Raw genomic sequence first — 13832 nt, forward strand, 5'->3', positions numbered from 1 at the left:
CGGGGCCCGGCGCCACCCGGACATGGAACCCGAGGCCGATCACCCGATTGCCCGATTGCCCGTCCCGCTGCGGCTTACCTGCCGCCCGCCGGGCCGCCGCCGTCAGCGCGGCCATCCGCCTCATCCCCGTGCACGCCGAAGCGCCCTCCGGCCCGGCGCAGGCGCCGGGCAGCCCTAGCCCGCCTCCAACTCGAGCACCGTCTTCAGCTTTGCCAGGTCGCGCTGCACCCACTGCGCATCGGCCTCGAACTGCGCGTCGTCCATGCCCGGCAGCCGGAACAGCGTGAAAGCGACGGTGGTGCCGCTGCCGTTGCGCACGGCGCGCAGCGGCACGTAGACGACCGTGTCGTCGGGCAGACGAACCCAGTGGTCGGCAATGCCGAACGGATTGGCCGGACTGAATCGGATGAATACCCGGCCCTGCGGCGCATCGCCGATCCACTCGTCCGGCGCGGCGCCCGAGCCCTGGGTGCCGGGCACCATGCCGTCGGCAAGCCCGGTCGCCCACGCGGGAAAGTTGAGCGGCTCGGCCAGGAAGGCGGCCACCGCCCCGTAGGGCCGTTCGATGTTGATGGTGAGGGTGCGGACGGTATGCAGCATGAGACCTCCGGATATGCCGTGAAGTCTAGCCGCGAGCGCACCGGCTCGCGGCCCGAGGCGGCAACTGGCGGCAAAGCCGACGTGTCGATGGCGACCGCCAGCCGTGTCAGATCGACCCGCCCGGCATCGGAAAACGGGAGACGGCGGCCCACCACACGTCGTCGGGGGCGGTGAGCTGCGCCGCGCTGCGAAGGCATCGCGGCCACCGCCACCCGGAGGGCGTCAGCCGTCGCGTCCGTCAACGCGCGGCGCGAGCAGCCACGGCGTGTATTTCCACAGATAGACGGCGAACGCCACCACCCAGCCTGCCGACGACACGCCGATCCAGATGCCGCGCGGCAGCAGCAGCGGCCCGATCACGCGCACCAGCGCCGCCAGCGCGATGGCCGCATAGGCGAGGCGCTCCGCGTGGCCCGCGCGCAGCGGGCGGCCGGTATGGCCGAGTGCCGTGCGCGTGATCATGGCGACGATCGCCCCGCCGATGGCGCCGACCGTCAGCGCGTGCAGCGCGGTCGAACGGTCGATCCCGCCCAGAGCCGACACGGCGAGCAGGCCGAACCCGAGCGGCAGGAAGCCATAGGCGACATGCAGAATGGCAACGATGGGCGTGCGCAGGGTCCGCACCGAATTCCAGCCTACCCACCGGACCACCTGGGCCACGGCCGCCGACGCGAACACGGCGGCCGGCACCACGCCGCTCACCGGCAAGGCCAGCACGATCACCGCCGCCAGCGTCAGCGGCACGATGGCGCGCTCGGCCCACGCGGCACGCCGGATGCGGATGCCGGGAATGGCATTGGTGGAGAACATCGGGATCACGCGCCCGCCGATCACCGTGACGAACATGGCGACCAGTCCGGCCGCCGCGTCGACGCAGCGCAGGGCGAGCAGCGGTGCGCCGGCCATCAGCGCGAAATGGAAGCCGGCGTTGACGGCGCCCAGGATCAGCAGGGCCGCCGCAAGACCATAATTGCGCGCATTCGCCGCGCGCCGCAGGACGCGCAGGAACAGCACGCCGCACAGCGGCAGGAACGCGACATCGACCGCCACGGCCAGCGGCCCCGGGCCGGTCCACATCAATATGCGCGCCGCCAGCCAGACGGCCGCGAGCGCCGCCAGCAGCGGGCCTTGCGGCGTCTGCAGCCCGGTCCAGTTCTTGCCGGCCGTGAACAGGAAGCCCACCACCACCGCCGCCGCAACACCGAACACCATCTCGTGCGCATGCCAGAACAACGGCGGCAGCGTGGGGCCATGCGCGGCGGAGAACCCGCCCAGCAGCAGCGCCGCCCACAGCGCCATGCCGATCACCGCAAACGCCGCGGCCAGCAGATAGAACGGCCGGAAGCCGAGGGCAAAGACCGGCAGGCCGGTGTACGGTACGCGGCTGGCCGGATCAGGCTGGCCGATGTTCAGGAGCGGAGCCGGGCGGGGCATGGCGGACTCGCGGTCAGAGGATGTCGTCCAGCAGATCGGGGCCGAACACCTCGCGGTGGATGCGCCCCGCCGGCACGCCGCCGGCGAGCAGCGCCGCGCGCTGCGCCTGCATGAACGGCAGCGGACCGCACAGGTAGAAGTCGGCATCGGCGACCCCGTCGTCAAGGAAGGTCTCGACCGTCATGCGCCCCGGACGCGCCGGACGCGCAGCGAAGTCCGCGGCCTCGCCCGATTCCAGGAACACATGCGCCGCGAAATCCGGCAGGACCTGCGCGGCACGCTCCAGGTCGTCGGCATGCGCGACGTGCGAAGCGGCTTGGCCGGCATGGCTGAACACCACCTTGCGCGCGGTGTTCCGCCGGGCCAGCGCGTTGAGCGTGGCGATCATCGGCGTGATGCCGACGCCGGCCGACATCAGCACGATGGGGCTATCGGTGGCGAGCTGCGGAATGAAATCACCGTAGGGCTGGCTGACCAGCAGGACCTCGCCCGGGCGCGCGTTGTCGTGCAGCCAGTTCGACACGGTGCCGGCCGGGCGGCCGCTGCCGCCGGCATCACGCTTGACGGAGATGCGCCAGGTGCGGCCGTTGGGCGCGTCCGACAGGCTGTACTGGCGTTGCTGCAGCACGCCCGGCGCCAGTTCCACCTGCACCGAGATGTACTGACCCGGCAGGAAATCGGCCAGCTTGGCCCCGCCGACGGCTTCCAGCGTGAACGACACCACGTCTTCGGCCTGCGCGTGGCGCTCGATGATGCGCACGGGCTGGCGGTGGTCCGGGCCGCTCTGCGTGTGCGCGTAGAGGCGGGCTTCGGCGGCGATCAGTTCGGCGGCCAGCAGCCAGTACGCCTCGTCCCACGCCGCCAGCAGCTCAGGCGTGGCGGCATCGCCCAGCACCTCGGCGATCGCGCCCAGCAGATGCCGCCCGACGATCGGGTAGTGGCTCGGCCGGATGCCGACCGCCGCATGCTTGTGGACGATGCGGCCGACCACCGGCGCCAGCGCGGCGTTGTTGCCGTGGTTGGCGGCATAGGCGAACACCGCCGAAGCCAGCGACTGCTGCTGCGAACCGTTGGCCTGGTTGCCCATGTTGAACAGGTTGGTCAGCTCCGGGTGGCTGGCGAACATGTTGCGGTAGAAGGTCTGGGTGATGGTCAGACCGTGTTCGCGCAACACCGGCACGCTCGCATCGATCAGGGGCTTGGACTGTTCCGACAGCATGTTCTTCTCCACAAAGCAGCATGTTCAACACAACAAATGCGGCGGACCGACCCGGCATGCGGTGAAAACCGCGCCCTGCCGATCCGTCGCTGGATCGTGTTCGATTCTAATAAACATGCATATTAAATACCACTTTAATGCCTGCGACGGATTGCCTCGCCCCGACGGGGCGCGACAATAAGATTCATCGCCAATGAATGTTAAGATCGGCCGACGGCCCGGCGCTCTTCGCCAGCCGCCTCCTGGCATGCGACTCACCGACTACACCGACTACAGCCTGCGCACGCTGATCTATGTGGCCGTGCATCCCGACGTGCTGGTGACCATCCAGCAGATCGCTGACGCGTTCGGCATTCCCAAGAACCACTTGATCAAGATCGTGCAGGGGCTCGGGCAGAACGGCTTCCTGCATACCGTGCGGGGACGCGCGGGCGGCATCACGCTGGGGCGGCCCGCGGTCGAAATCAACATCGGCGACGTGGTGCGCGCGACCGAGCCAGATTTCAGCCTGGTGGAATGCTTCCACGTCAACGACAACCACTGCATCATCACCCGCGTGTGCGGGTTGCGCGGCGTGTTGGCAGCCGCACTCCAGGCGTACTTCGAGGTGCTGGACGCGTACACGCTGCAGGACCTGATCGAGCGGCCCGCCGCGCTGAACCGGGTGCTGGCCGAAGGCGTGGCGGTGCCGATGCCGCAGTCGGGCAAGGGCAGGACACCGAAGGCGGCCCCGGCCGCCGGCTCACGCACGCGCAAGAGCGGCTGAGGCACGCCGGCCCGGTCCGGGCGCAGACGCCTCCCTCCCGGCGTCACCAGATTTGACAGTCGAACTCGGCCTGGCGGCGCACACTGCTGTGTCACGCCACCCGCCTGACCGAGCACGCGCATGATGACCGCCGACCTCCAGCGCCAAGTCGACCGCATCTGGGATGCCTTCCACACCGAGGGCATTGCCGATCCGGTCGAGATCATCGAGCAGCTGGCCTGCCTGCTCTGCCTCAAGCGGCTGGATGACCTGCACGTGCTGGCCCGCCATCTAGCCAGGCGGAGCAGGCAGCCGGCCGCATCCGGCGCCCGCCTCCCGTTCAGGGAAGACCAGGACGACCTGCGCTGGAGCGTCTTCAGGACACTGAGCCCGCAGGCCATGTTCGACGTGGTGTCCACGCGCGGCATCCCGTTCCTGCAAGCGCTGGGCGACAACGACCCGGCCGCGGGCCGCCACATGGAGGACATCCGCTTCACCCTCACCACGCCCGCGCTGCTGGCCAGGATCGTGCAGTTGCTGGACGCCATCCCCCTGCACCGGCGCGACGTCAGGGGCGCCGTGTACGAATCCCTGCTCGGCAGGATCGCGCTGACCAGACGAAGCGGCGCGTTCCACACGCCCCGCCACATCGTCCGCTTCATGGTGGAGCTCACGCGGCCCGATCCGTCCGACACGCTCTGCGACCCGGCCGCCGGCACCTGCGGATTCCTGGCCGCCGCCGGCGAATACCTGCGCCGGGAGCATCCCGGCCTGCTGCACGACGCTCGGCAGTCCGCGCACTTTCATCACGGCATGTTCCACGGCCACGAGATCGACCGCGCCATGCTGCGCATCGGCAGCATGAACCTGCTGCTGCACGGCGTGGAAGGCGCCGGCCTCCGCCATGGCGATGCGCTCGCCGGAGCGCACGCGGACGAGGCAGGCGCCTATTCCCTGATCCTCACCCATCCGCCGTTCACCGGCGACGTCGACCGTGGCGGCGCGGACCCCGACCTGCTGCGCCTGGTCAGGACCCGGAAGACCGAACTGCTGTTTCTCGCGCACTGCCTGCGCCTGCTGAGGCCGGGTGGCCGCGCGGCCGTGATCGTGCCCGACGGTGTGCTGTTCGGCTCCGGCATCGCGCACCGGACCCTGCGCAGGATGCTGGTCGAAGACCACCGGCTGGAGGGCGTCATCAAGCTGCCCGGCGGGGTCTTCAGGCCGTATGCCGGCATCGGCGCCGCCATCCTGCTGTTCACCCGGACCGACACGGGCGGCACCGGCCATGTCTGGTTCTACGATCTGCGCGCCGATGGCTTCAGCCTGGATGACCTGCGCACGCCGCTGCTGCCCGCAGACCGGCTGGGTGCCACGCCCGCCACGCCACCGGCCCCGCAAGACCATGCCTGGAACAACCTGCCCGACGCGCTACATCGCTGGAACCGGCGCGAGGCGAGCGAGCGCGGCAATCCGCGCACCGCGCAGAGCTTCTGCGTGCCGAAGGACGATATTGCGGCGCAGGACTACGACCTGACCGTGAGCCGCTATCAGGAGCGCACGCCATGCCCGAGCCTGAGCGCTGCGTGACCTCGCGCGGTACGTGGCTCGCCATCTGGCCACGCATGTGGCACGAGCTCTGGCTCGTGCTGGCCACCGAGCCCTGTGCGCCGCCCGACCTGTTCTGCGATCTGGCACGCGACCTGGCGGCGGCGCTGGCGCCATCCCCCGACGGCGCCCCGCTGGCCGAGCTGGTCAACGACCCGCAGGCCAGCCGCACCCTGTTCGCCACCCTGGCCGCGGAGCACATCGCCAGCGAATCCGCCCTGGTGACATTCCTGCAGGATGCCTACGCTACCCTCGGCGAACTGGGCGGCGAGCGGCTCGCCAGTGCCTACTTCCAGTTGCTCGGCGGGCTGATCGACACCTACAACCTGCGCTACGAGCTGCGCCGGCCGTGCACGCTCGCGCTGTCGCTGCCCGGCCTGTTCGGCAGCCTGATGCAGACCCTGCGCGACCAGACCGGCCAGGACCTGCATCTGGCAACGCTCATGCGCGAGTTCGACCATGCCTTCCGTGACGTGCACGACGACGCAACCGACATCCGCATCAAGACCTGCATGCAGAAGCAGATCAACCTGCTGGAAGCGCTCGCGCGCCACTGCACGGGCGTCACGGAGCACACCCTGGGCAACGTGTGCAACCAGGTCGCGCACTGGCCGCACCGCAAGGTCAAGGAGGCCATGCAGAACCTGTATGCGTTCACCTCGGACTACCCTGGCATCCGCCACAGCGGCACGCCCAGCAATGCCCGCCGCACGATCAACATGCGCGACATGATCGCGGTATCGATCCTGCTGGTCGGCTTTACCCCCTATCTGGTGGAGGGATTCGATGCCAAGCGCGTGTGGCGAGGGTAGGGCGATGCGCCACGGCCCAGAGCTGGCAGTCCGCGAAGCTTCCCGGCGGAGGCCAGCCCATGTCCTCCATTGACCGCCGGCCCGTACGCGAGGCGGCGACCCGCCGCCCGGACGTCGCCGCCTCGGAAAGCCAGACCGCTGCCTGCGGCGATGCGATCGACCGCCTGCTGCACGCGGCCGGCTGGCCGCTCACCGGCCCGGACGATACGGCGTTTCCCCTCGCCGGCCTGCCCACGCCCCCGGGCAAGGCCTATGTGGACTACGTGCTCTGGGACGACCGCCGCAAGCCGCTCGCCATCGTCGAAGCCCGGCACACGCGGCGCAATACCCGCGCCGGCCAGCAGCGCGCCCGGCAGTACGCAGACGGCCTGGAAGCCCTGACCGGACAGCGGCCGCTGATCTACTACACCAACGGCCGCGACCACTGGTTCTGGGACGATCGCGCCGGCCCGCCGCGTGCCGTGCAGGGCTTCCACCGCCAGGACGAGCTGGAACGGCTACTCGGGTGCCGCACGCACCGGCAGCCGCTGGCCACGGCCGCCATCGATACCGCCATCGCCGGGCGGCCCTACCAGCACCGCGCCATCCGACGCATCGCGGAAGCGTTCGAGCAGGACCGGCTGCGCGCGGCCCTGGTCTCGATGGCCCCCGGCACCGGCAAGACCCGCACGGCGATCGCCCTGACCGAGCTGCTGATGCGCTGCCGCTGGATCAAGCGCACACTGTTCCTGGCCGACCGCACAGCGCAGCTCACGCGGGCGGCGGCGGCCTTCGCGGCGCACCTGCCGCAAGCCACGCTGGTCAACCTGGCCAAGGACGCCGGGGCGGATGGCGACGTCTATCTCTCCACCTGTCCGACCATGCAGGACCGGATCGCGCATCCGATCGACACGGTCCCGCGCTTCGGCCCCGGCCACTTCGACCTGGTAATCGTGAACATTGCGCACCGTGGCATCTGCCGGCGACACCGCGCCATTTTTTCGCATTTCGATGCGCTGCGGGTCGGCCTGACTGCCATGCCCGAGGACGAGATCGATCGCGACACCTACCGCCTGTTCGACCTGGAAACGGGCATCCCCACGGACGCCTACGACCTGGACGAGGCCATCGCCGATCACCATCTCGTACCGCCGCGCGCAGTCTGCGTTCCGGTCCGGCAGCCGCGCGGGGGCATGGCCTACGACGCCCTGTCCGACGCGGAGAAAGACCACGGGGATGCCCTGGAATGGAACGACAACGGCCACGCGGATACGGCGGTGCCCGATGCCGCCGACGCCTGCCTGCACCACCAGGACACCGTCGACGCGATGATCGCGCTCGTGATGGAGAAACGCGGTCGTCGCGTGGCGGACGGTGACTGGATCGGCAAGACCCTCATCTTCGCCAGCAACCACGACCACGCGCGCTTCATCGCCGGCCGCTTCGACGCCAACTATCCGCAATACAAGGGCCGGCTGGCATGCGTGATCACGTACGAAGCCGGGCAAGCGCAAACCCTGATCGACGCCTTCTCGGTGGCCGACCGGATGCCGCGCGTCGCCATTGCGGCCGGCCTGCTCGACACCGGCATCGCGGTGCCGGAAGTGGTGAACCTCGTGTTCTTCAGGCTGGTGCGCTCCAAGGCCAGGTTCCGGCAGATGGTCGGCTGCGGCACACGGCCGTGCAAGAACCTGTACGGGCCGGGACAGGACAAGCAGGACGTCCTGCTCTTCGACTTCTGCCAGAACCTGGCCTTCTTCGATGTGCGCCTCGAAGCGGCGGCCGAAACCATGCCCGTGCCGCTGGAGCAGCGCCTGTTCCGGGCACGGCTCGAACTGCTGGCCCGCCTGGAGACGCGGCCGGCCGGCCTCAGCGTCCGGGAAGCGGGCGCCAGCTATGGCAATCCGCCGACCCCGGCGGCATTGCACGACGACGTCGCGCAATGGCTGCACCGGCAGGTCGCGTCGATGTCGACCGACAACTTCGCGGTGCGCGCCAAGCACCGGCACATCGCGCCCTATGTCCACCGGGAAGCCTGGCAGCGCCTCGGTCCCGCACAGGCCGCGGAACTGTCGGAGCACGTCTGCGGCCTGCCCACCACGCTGCTCGACGACAGCGACGAGGCGGCCAGGCGCTTCGACCTGCTGATGCTGCGCCTGCAGCTATGCGTGCTGCGCGGCGAATCGGCGCCTGGGCACCTGAAGCGGCCGGTGCGCGGCGTGGCAAGGGCATTGCTCGCGCAAACGGGCCTTCCCGCCGTGCACGACCAGGCCGGGTGGATCCAAGCCATCGCGGAGGAGGGCTGGTGGGACGATGCCTCCGTGCTCCTGCTGGAGCAGGCACGGCGGCGCCTGCGCGCGCTCGTCCATTTGACCGACGCGCAGACGCGCTGGCAGTTGGCCTGCACCGACCCGACCGATGCACCAGGCCCGGCCAGCGCGATCGCCACGGCGGCATGCGCCGACGACACCGGCTTCGCGCGCTTTCGCACGAACGTTTGCCGATGCCTGCGTGCACACGCACGGCATCCGACACTGCACAAGCTGCGGCACAACGCGCCATTGACCACCGCCGACCTGGCCGGGCTGGAACAGATGCTGACGGCCAACGGCGTCGGCGACAGGGAAGCGATCGATCGCGCGCGGCGTGCGTCCGGCGGGCTGGGCGTCTTCGTGCGCGGGCTGATCGGCCTGGATCGGGAGGCCGCGCGCGCGGCACTCTCCGGCGCCATCACCAGCGAAGCGATGACGGCCGACCAGTGCGACTTCATCGATCTGGTCGTCACGCACCTGGCCATGCACGGCGTGATGGAAGCCGCGCGCCTGTATGCATCGCCGTTCACCGACATCGCACCGCAAGGTCCGGACAGCCTGTTCGCGCCCGAGACAGTCGACGCACTGGTCACCGCCCTGCAGCAGATCACGGCGCGCGCCGTCGCGGCCTAGCCCATGCCGATCGCCTCAGCCTGCCTCTGCCTTCTTCGGTTCGCTCTGCGGCTCGCCCGCGCGCCGCAGCCACACCGTCACCACCAGCCCGACGCCGCCCGGCCCGGCCGCCAGCGCGATCTGCCCGCCCATGGTGTCGACGATCTGCTGCACGATGGCCAGGCCCAGGCCGCTGCCCTCGGTGTGGGTACCGGGCAGCCGCGTGAAGCGCTCGAACACGCGCGCATGCGCCTCGGGCGGAATGCCCGGACCGTCGTCGGTGACGCTCAGCATGGCCCAGCCGTAGTTGGCGGTCACCTGTACCGTCACGCGGCCGCCTTCGTGGGTGTAGCGCACCGCGTTGTCGACCAGGTTGAACAGCATCGCGGTAAGCAGCGTGCGGTTGCCGGTGGTCCATACCGGACGCTCGGCCCCTTCCATGCCCAGGTCGATACGGCGGCCGTCGGCCAGCAACGCCAGGTCTTCCAGCACGCCGCGCGCGAGCGGCACCAGGTCCACCGGCTCGCTCGCCATCTGCGCGTTCTCTGCCTGCGACAGCAGCAGCAGGTCATTAATCAGGTCCGCCAGGTTGCGCGTGCTGGTGCGCGCGGCGCGCAGCACTTCGCGCAGGCCCTCGTCGGCGTTGGCCTGTGCCGCCACCTGCATCTGCGTGGCGAGAATCGCCAGCGGCGTGCGCATCTGGTGGGCGGCATCGGCAATGAAACGCTTCTGCGCGCCGGCGTTGTCGGCAATGCGGCGCAGGTACTGGTTCAGCGCCAGGGCAATCGGCTGCAGCTCGCGCTGCAGGGCGGCGGCATCGAGCGGCGCCAGGTCGGTCGGCGCGCGCGCGGACACGTTGTCGGCCAGCCCCAGGATCGGCCGCAGCTCCAGCGTCAGGCCGATCAGGATCATCGCCAGCGCCAGCCCCACCAGCACCATCTGGCGCACCAGCGACGGCCACCACAGCTGGCGGATCATGGCATCGCGGCCGTTGGTGGTCTGCGCCACGCGCGTCAGCACGCGTTCGGAGCGGCCCGCGTCGTACATGGTCCGCACCACCGCGGCGACGTGCACGGTCTGCGGCCGCGCGACACCCGGCTCGGCCAGGGTATCGCTGTAGGTGCCGGACTCGGACAGGTCCGCCGCGCCGAACGGCGGCCGGGCACCAAAGTCGAGCCGCCCGGCCAGCAGCCGCCCGCCCTCGGTGATGACCTGGTAGGACACCTGGTCGCGCACCGCCACCTCCGGCTCGGCAAAGACCGCCAGCGCCGCCGGCGGCACCGTCACGCGCAGGCGGCCTTCATCGCCCCATTCGATCTGGCCGCTGATCATCTGCGCGGCCGTGTTGAGGGCATGGAAGTGGACCACGTCGGCGTTGTGGCGCGCGGCGGCCAGATCGAGCCAGCCGTCCGCGCCCACGTACACGGCCAGCGGCAGGGCCAGCCACAGGGCCAGCCGCAGGCGCAGGCTGCGCGCGCGCGGCGCCGGCGCTGCCGGACTACTGGGTCGACGCATCGCGCAACAGATAGCCGAGCCCGCGCAGGGTAACGATGGTGGCAGCGGAATGTTCGAGCTTTTTGCGCAGCCGATGGATGTAGATCTCGATCGCCTCGGGGCTGGCGTCGTCCTCCAGCCCGAACACGCCGTTGACCAGCGCCGGCTTGGACACCGTGCGCCCGAGCTTGAGCATCAGGATCTCCAGCACGGTGTGTTCGCGCGCCGGCAGCACCAGCGGCCGGCCGGACAGCGCAAACGTGCGGCTGCCGGTGTGATAGGACAGGTCGCCGCACTGCAGCTCGACCGCGTTGGCCGGCGTGTTGCGGCGCACCAGTACCTGGATGCGGGCGATCAGTTCGCGGATCTCGAACGGCTTGACGAGATAGTCGTCCGCGCCGGCGCCCAGACAGGCAACCTTGTCATCAATGCCGCCGGCGGCGGTCAGGATCATCACCGGCACGGCGTTGCGCCGATCGCGCAGGCGCTGCAGCACGGCGCGGCCGGACAGCGACGGCAACTGCAGGTCAAGCAGCACGACGTCGTAGTGCTGCGTCAGCAACAGGGTATCAGCCGATTCGCCATCACTGGCATGATCGACCGTAAACTGCGCACGGCGCAGGGCTTCGGACAACCACTGCGCCAGGGGTGCGTTGTCCTCGATCAGGAGCAGCTTCATGCGAACGCGACGCTCAGGCCTGTTGATTTCGAAAGCGGTTCGTGGGCCGGTGCCCCTAGAATGAAAGGCGGCTGCCCGCGCGCGCCGGATGCATCACACGATCATCCGGTTGTACGCGACACTAGTATCTACAAAATAGCCGGAGACAACTCAATGGGTGTTTTTACCTGCAGGAGCACCCGGGCGCGCGGCCCCCGCGGCTGGATCACACCGTTGCTTGCCGCCTGCGTCATGCTGGCGGCGCCACCGCTGGCCGCCGACACGCCGACGCACCTGACGCTGATGGTCAGCGGCACCGCCAAGATGATCTATCTGCCCGCCACCCTGGCGCAGCGGCTGGGGTATTTCCGCGATGAAGGCCTGGACGTGGAACTGCTGTCCCAGCCCGCCGGCGTCGACGCCGAGAGCGAACTGCTGACGGGCTACGCGCAAGGCGTGGTCGGGTTCTACGACCACACCATCGATCTGCAGACCAAGGGCAAGGAAGTCCGCGCCATCGTGGTCTTCAGCCACGTGCCGGGGGAGGCCGAGGTCGTCTCGACGCGCCTGCCCGCCACGGTGCAATCGCTGCACGACCTGCGCGGCCGCACGCTGGGCGTGACCGGGCTCGGTTCATCCACCAGCTTCCTGACCCGCCACCTGATGGCACAACAGGGACTCGGGCCGGGCGAGTACACGATGCTGCCGGTCGGCGCCGAGCACAGCTTCGTCAGCGCCCTGCGCAGCGGCCGCATCGACGCCGGCATGACCACCGACCCGACTGCGACCCGACTGATCCGCAACAAAGAAGCGCGCATGCTGCTCGACCTGCGCACGATCGAGAGCACGCGCGCGGCGCTGGGCGGTCCGTACCCGGCGGCGTGCCTGTATGTGCAGACGGAGTGGCTGGAGGCCCATCCCGAACTGGCAACCAAGCTGGCACGCGCCTTCGTCCGCACGCTGCGCTACCTGCGCAGCCACCGTGCGGAAGACATTGCCGCGCATATGCCGCCGGAATTCCGGCGCGACCGTCCGGACGTCTACATGCAGGCCCTCATCGCTGCGTTGCCCACGTTCAGCGACGATGGGCGCATGCCCGCGGACGGCCCGGCCACGGTCTTGCGCGTGCTATCGACCAGCAACCCGAACGCCCGCGACAAGCACATCGACCTGTCGCGGACGTACACCAACCGCTTCGTCGATCAGGCGAAACTGCCCTGATCAGAAGCGGGTACGCATGCCGACGCCGAACTCGGTCTGGCTGTTGTGGCCGTTGGTCGAGCCGACGATGTACTGATCCTTCAGCTTCATGTAGTCGGCCGCCACATAGAACTCGGTGCGCTTGGAGACGTGATAGAACACCGAGCCATACAGCGTGTTCTTGCGGCCGCTGCCGGAAGCGGTGGCCGTCGACACGTCGGCGTAGGCGTTAAGCGTGTTGCCGTCGGCGTTGAACGCGGCATTGCCGGCCTTCATGATCTGGTAGCCGATTTCGTAGTCGAAGGCACCCGGCGGAGCGATCTTCAGCGACACGGTGTAGGCGTCGTCCTTGCGGTTGCCGATCGCGGCCGGCTGCTCGCCGGTGTAGTGGTAGTAGCCGGCATTGACGCGGAACATGCCCAGGATCACGTTGCCGCCCAGCGAATACGAGCGGTCGGTGAATCCGTTGACCTTGGCCTGCTGCGCGAAGGCTGCCAGGTGGAAGTTGCCGCCGTTGTAGCCCAGGGCCGCCGACTCAGTGGTGTTCTGCGAGAATTGGCCCGGCACTTCGCCGAACTGGTAGGCCAGGCCGGTGAAGAAGCCGCCGTCCCACAGCTTCTTCCACACCACGCCATTGTTCAGGCGCGTGCCCGTGGCGCTGCCTGCGTAGAAGATCAGTTGCTTGAAGTTGTTGACGTTGGTGTAGCCGCCTTCGTCCAGGGTCACCTCGGCGCTGGTGTACGGGTCGCCGTAGATGCCGGAGACGTCGCGCGCCAGCGCGTTCTGGCGGCCGAAGGTCAGCTTGCCGAAGAGGGGATTCGACAGGCCCACCCAGGCATCGCGGTTGAACAGCACCCCCGGGGTGTCCATGTTGCCGGTGGGGGTTTCGAATTCGGATTCCAGCTTGAAGATGGCCGACGTGCCGCCGCCCAGGTCTTCCTTGCCGGTCAGGCCCCAGCGGCTGCCGCTGAACCAGGGCACCTGGAAGCCGGTGGTACGGGCGCCCGCGGCGTTGGTATTGCTGACCGTACTGATGGTGGTATCGATCAGGCCATACAGCGTGACGGCCGAGGTTTGCGCTTGAGCGCCGGTGGCGGCCAGACCGGCCACGGCAGCCGTGATCGCCGCAAGGGCGAATGTGGTACGGGACATCGCAGTCTCC

The 13832-nt window shown here is 69.3% G+C and carries 11 protein-coding genes; 5 read left to right on the forward strand and 6 right to left on the reverse strand.

Going from position 1 to position 13832, the window contains the following annotated elements:
• Window positions 1–174: 174 nt before the first annotated feature.
• The 3 genes from GO999_RS00245 to GO999_RS00255 form a co-directional block, all read right to left on the reverse strand.
• Window positions 175–600 (reverse strand): hypothetical protein, encoded by a 426-nt coding sequence (locus GO999_RS00245; protein ID WP_020833143.1) that lies wholly within the window; start codon window positions 598–600, stop codon window positions 175–177.
• A gap of 222 nt (window positions 601–822) precedes the next feature.
• On the reverse strand, window positions 823–2034 hold the full coding sequence (locus tag GO999_RS00250; RefSeq protein ID WP_071013334.1) for an NnrS family protein: 1212 nt from the start codon (window positions 2032–2034) through the stop codon (window positions 823–825).
• Between the two features lie 13 nt (window positions 2035–2047).
• Entirely contained in the window at window positions 2048–3253 is a 1206-nt protein-coding gene (locus GO999_RS00255) for a globin domain-containing protein (protein ID WP_043897874.1), read from the reverse strand.
• 247 nt (window positions 3254–3500) lie between these two features.
• Here GO999_RS00255 and GO999_RS00260 point away from each other — a divergent pair, with 247 nt between their 5' ends.
• The 4 genes from GO999_RS00260 (at window position 3501) to GO999_RS00275 (ending at window position 9339) form a co-directional block, all read left to right on the forward strand.
• Window positions 3501–4019 carry an RrF2 family transcriptional regulator gene (locus GO999_RS00260; RefSeq protein ID WP_211906451.1) on the forward strand — a complete coding sequence of 173 codons (519 nt, stop codon included), beginning with the start codon at window positions 3501–3503 and terminating at the stop codon, window positions 4017–4019.
• A gap of 120 nt (window positions 4020–4139) precedes the next feature.
• Entirely contained in the window at window positions 4140–5585 is a 1446-nt protein-coding gene (locus tag GO999_RS00265; protein ID WP_211906452.1) for a type I restriction-modification system subunit M, read from the forward strand.
• A complete protein-coding gene (locus tag GO999_RS00270) occupies window positions 5561–6415 on the forward strand; it encodes a hypothetical protein (RefSeq protein ID WP_011003275.1) in 855 nt (284 codons plus the stop codon). Before GO999_RS00265 ends, GO999_RS00270 begins: the two co-directional genes overlap by 25 nt.
• Before the next feature lie 59 nt (window positions 6416–6474).
• Window positions 6475–9339 (forward strand): type I restriction endonuclease subunit R, encoded by a 2865-nt coding sequence (locus tag GO999_RS00275; RefSeq protein ID WP_021155676.1) that lies wholly within the window; start codon window positions 6475–6477, stop codon window positions 9337–9339.
• Window positions 9340–9354: 15 nt separating this feature from the next.
• Here the strand turns inward: GO999_RS00275 and GO999_RS00280 are convergent, their stop codons facing one another.
• Together GO999_RS00280 and GO999_RS00285 are read right to left on the reverse strand one after the other, a co-directional pair.
• Complete coding sequence (locus GO999_RS00280) at window positions 9355–10833, reverse strand: sensor histidine kinase (RefSeq protein WP_016726701.1); 1479 nt, start codon at window positions 10831–10833, stop codon at window positions 9355–9357.
• Window positions 10817–11491 (reverse strand): response regulator, encoded by a 675-nt coding sequence (locus GO999_RS00285; protein WP_011003273.1) that lies wholly within the window; start codon window positions 11489–11491, stop codon window positions 10817–10819. Before GO999_RS00285 ends, GO999_RS00280 begins: the two co-directional genes overlap by 17 nt.
• A gap of 153 nt (window positions 11492–11644) precedes the next feature.
• Between GO999_RS00285 and GO999_RS00290 the strand changes: the two genes are divergently transcribed.
• A complete protein-coding gene (locus GO999_RS00290; RefSeq protein ID WP_016722689.1) occupies window positions 11645–12691 on the forward strand; it encodes an ABC transporter substrate-binding protein in 1047 nt (348 codons plus the stop codon).
• On the opposite strand, the gene GO999_RS00295 is transcribed toward GO999_RS00290, so the two are convergent.
• Window positions 12692–13822, reverse strand: coding sequence for a porin (locus GO999_RS00295; RefSeq protein ID WP_011003271.1), 1131 nt, complete (start codon window positions 13820–13822; stop codon window positions 12692–12694). It lies immediately after the preceding gene.
• Window positions 13823–13832: the final 10 nt, after the last annotated feature.

Source organism: Ralstonia nicotianae (genome assembly GCF_018243235.1).
Taxonomy (GTDB): Bacteria; Pseudomonadota; Gammaproteobacteria; order Burkholderiales; family Burkholderiaceae; genus Ralstonia; species Ralstonia nicotianae.

Bases quoted from the DNA above. Each gene is read 5' to 3' on its own strand.
- GO999_RS00285 (WP_011003273.1), bottom strand. From the start codon at position 11,491: ATGAAGCTGCTCCTGATCGAGGACAACGCACCCCTGGCGCAGTGGTTG.
- GO999_RS00280 (WP_016726701.1), bottom strand. From the start codon at position 10,833: ATGCGTCGACCCAGTAGTCCGGCAGCGCCGGCGCCGCGCGCGCGCAGC.
- GO999_RS00295 (WP_011003271.1), bottom strand. From the start codon at position 13,822: ATGTCCCGTACCACATTCGCCCTTGCGGCGATCACGGCTGCCGTGGCC.
- GO999_RS00265 (WP_211906452.1), top strand. From the start codon at position 4,140: ATGATGACCGCCGACCTCCAGCGCCAAGTCGACCGCATCTGGGATGCC.
- GO999_RS00275 (WP_021155676.1), top strand. From the start codon at position 6,475: ATGTCCTCCATTGACCGCCGGCCCGTACGCGAGGCGGCGACCCGCCGC.
- GO999_RS00250 (WP_071013334.1), bottom strand. From the start codon at position 2,034: ATGCCCCGCCCGGCTCCGCTCCTGAACATCGGCCAGCCTGATCCGGCC.
- GO999_RS00255 (WP_043897874.1), bottom strand. From the start codon at position 3,253: ATGCTGTCGGAACAGTCCAAGCCCCTGATCGATGCGAGCGTGCCGGTG.
- GO999_RS00290 (WP_016722689.1), top strand. From the start codon at position 11,645: ATGGGTGTTTTTACCTGCAGGAGCACCCGGGCGCGCGGCCCCCGCGGC.
- GO999_RS00270 (WP_011003275.1), top strand. From the start codon at position 5,561: ATGCCCGAGCCTGAGCGCTGCGTGACCTCGCGCGGTACGTGGCTCGCC.
- GO999_RS00260 (WP_211906451.1), top strand. From the start codon at position 3,501: ATGCGACTCACCGACTACACCGACTACAGCCTGCGCACGCTGATCTAT.
- GO999_RS00245 (WP_020833143.1), bottom strand. From the start codon at position 600: ATGCTGCATACCGTCCGCACCCTCACCATCAACATCGAACGGCCCTAC.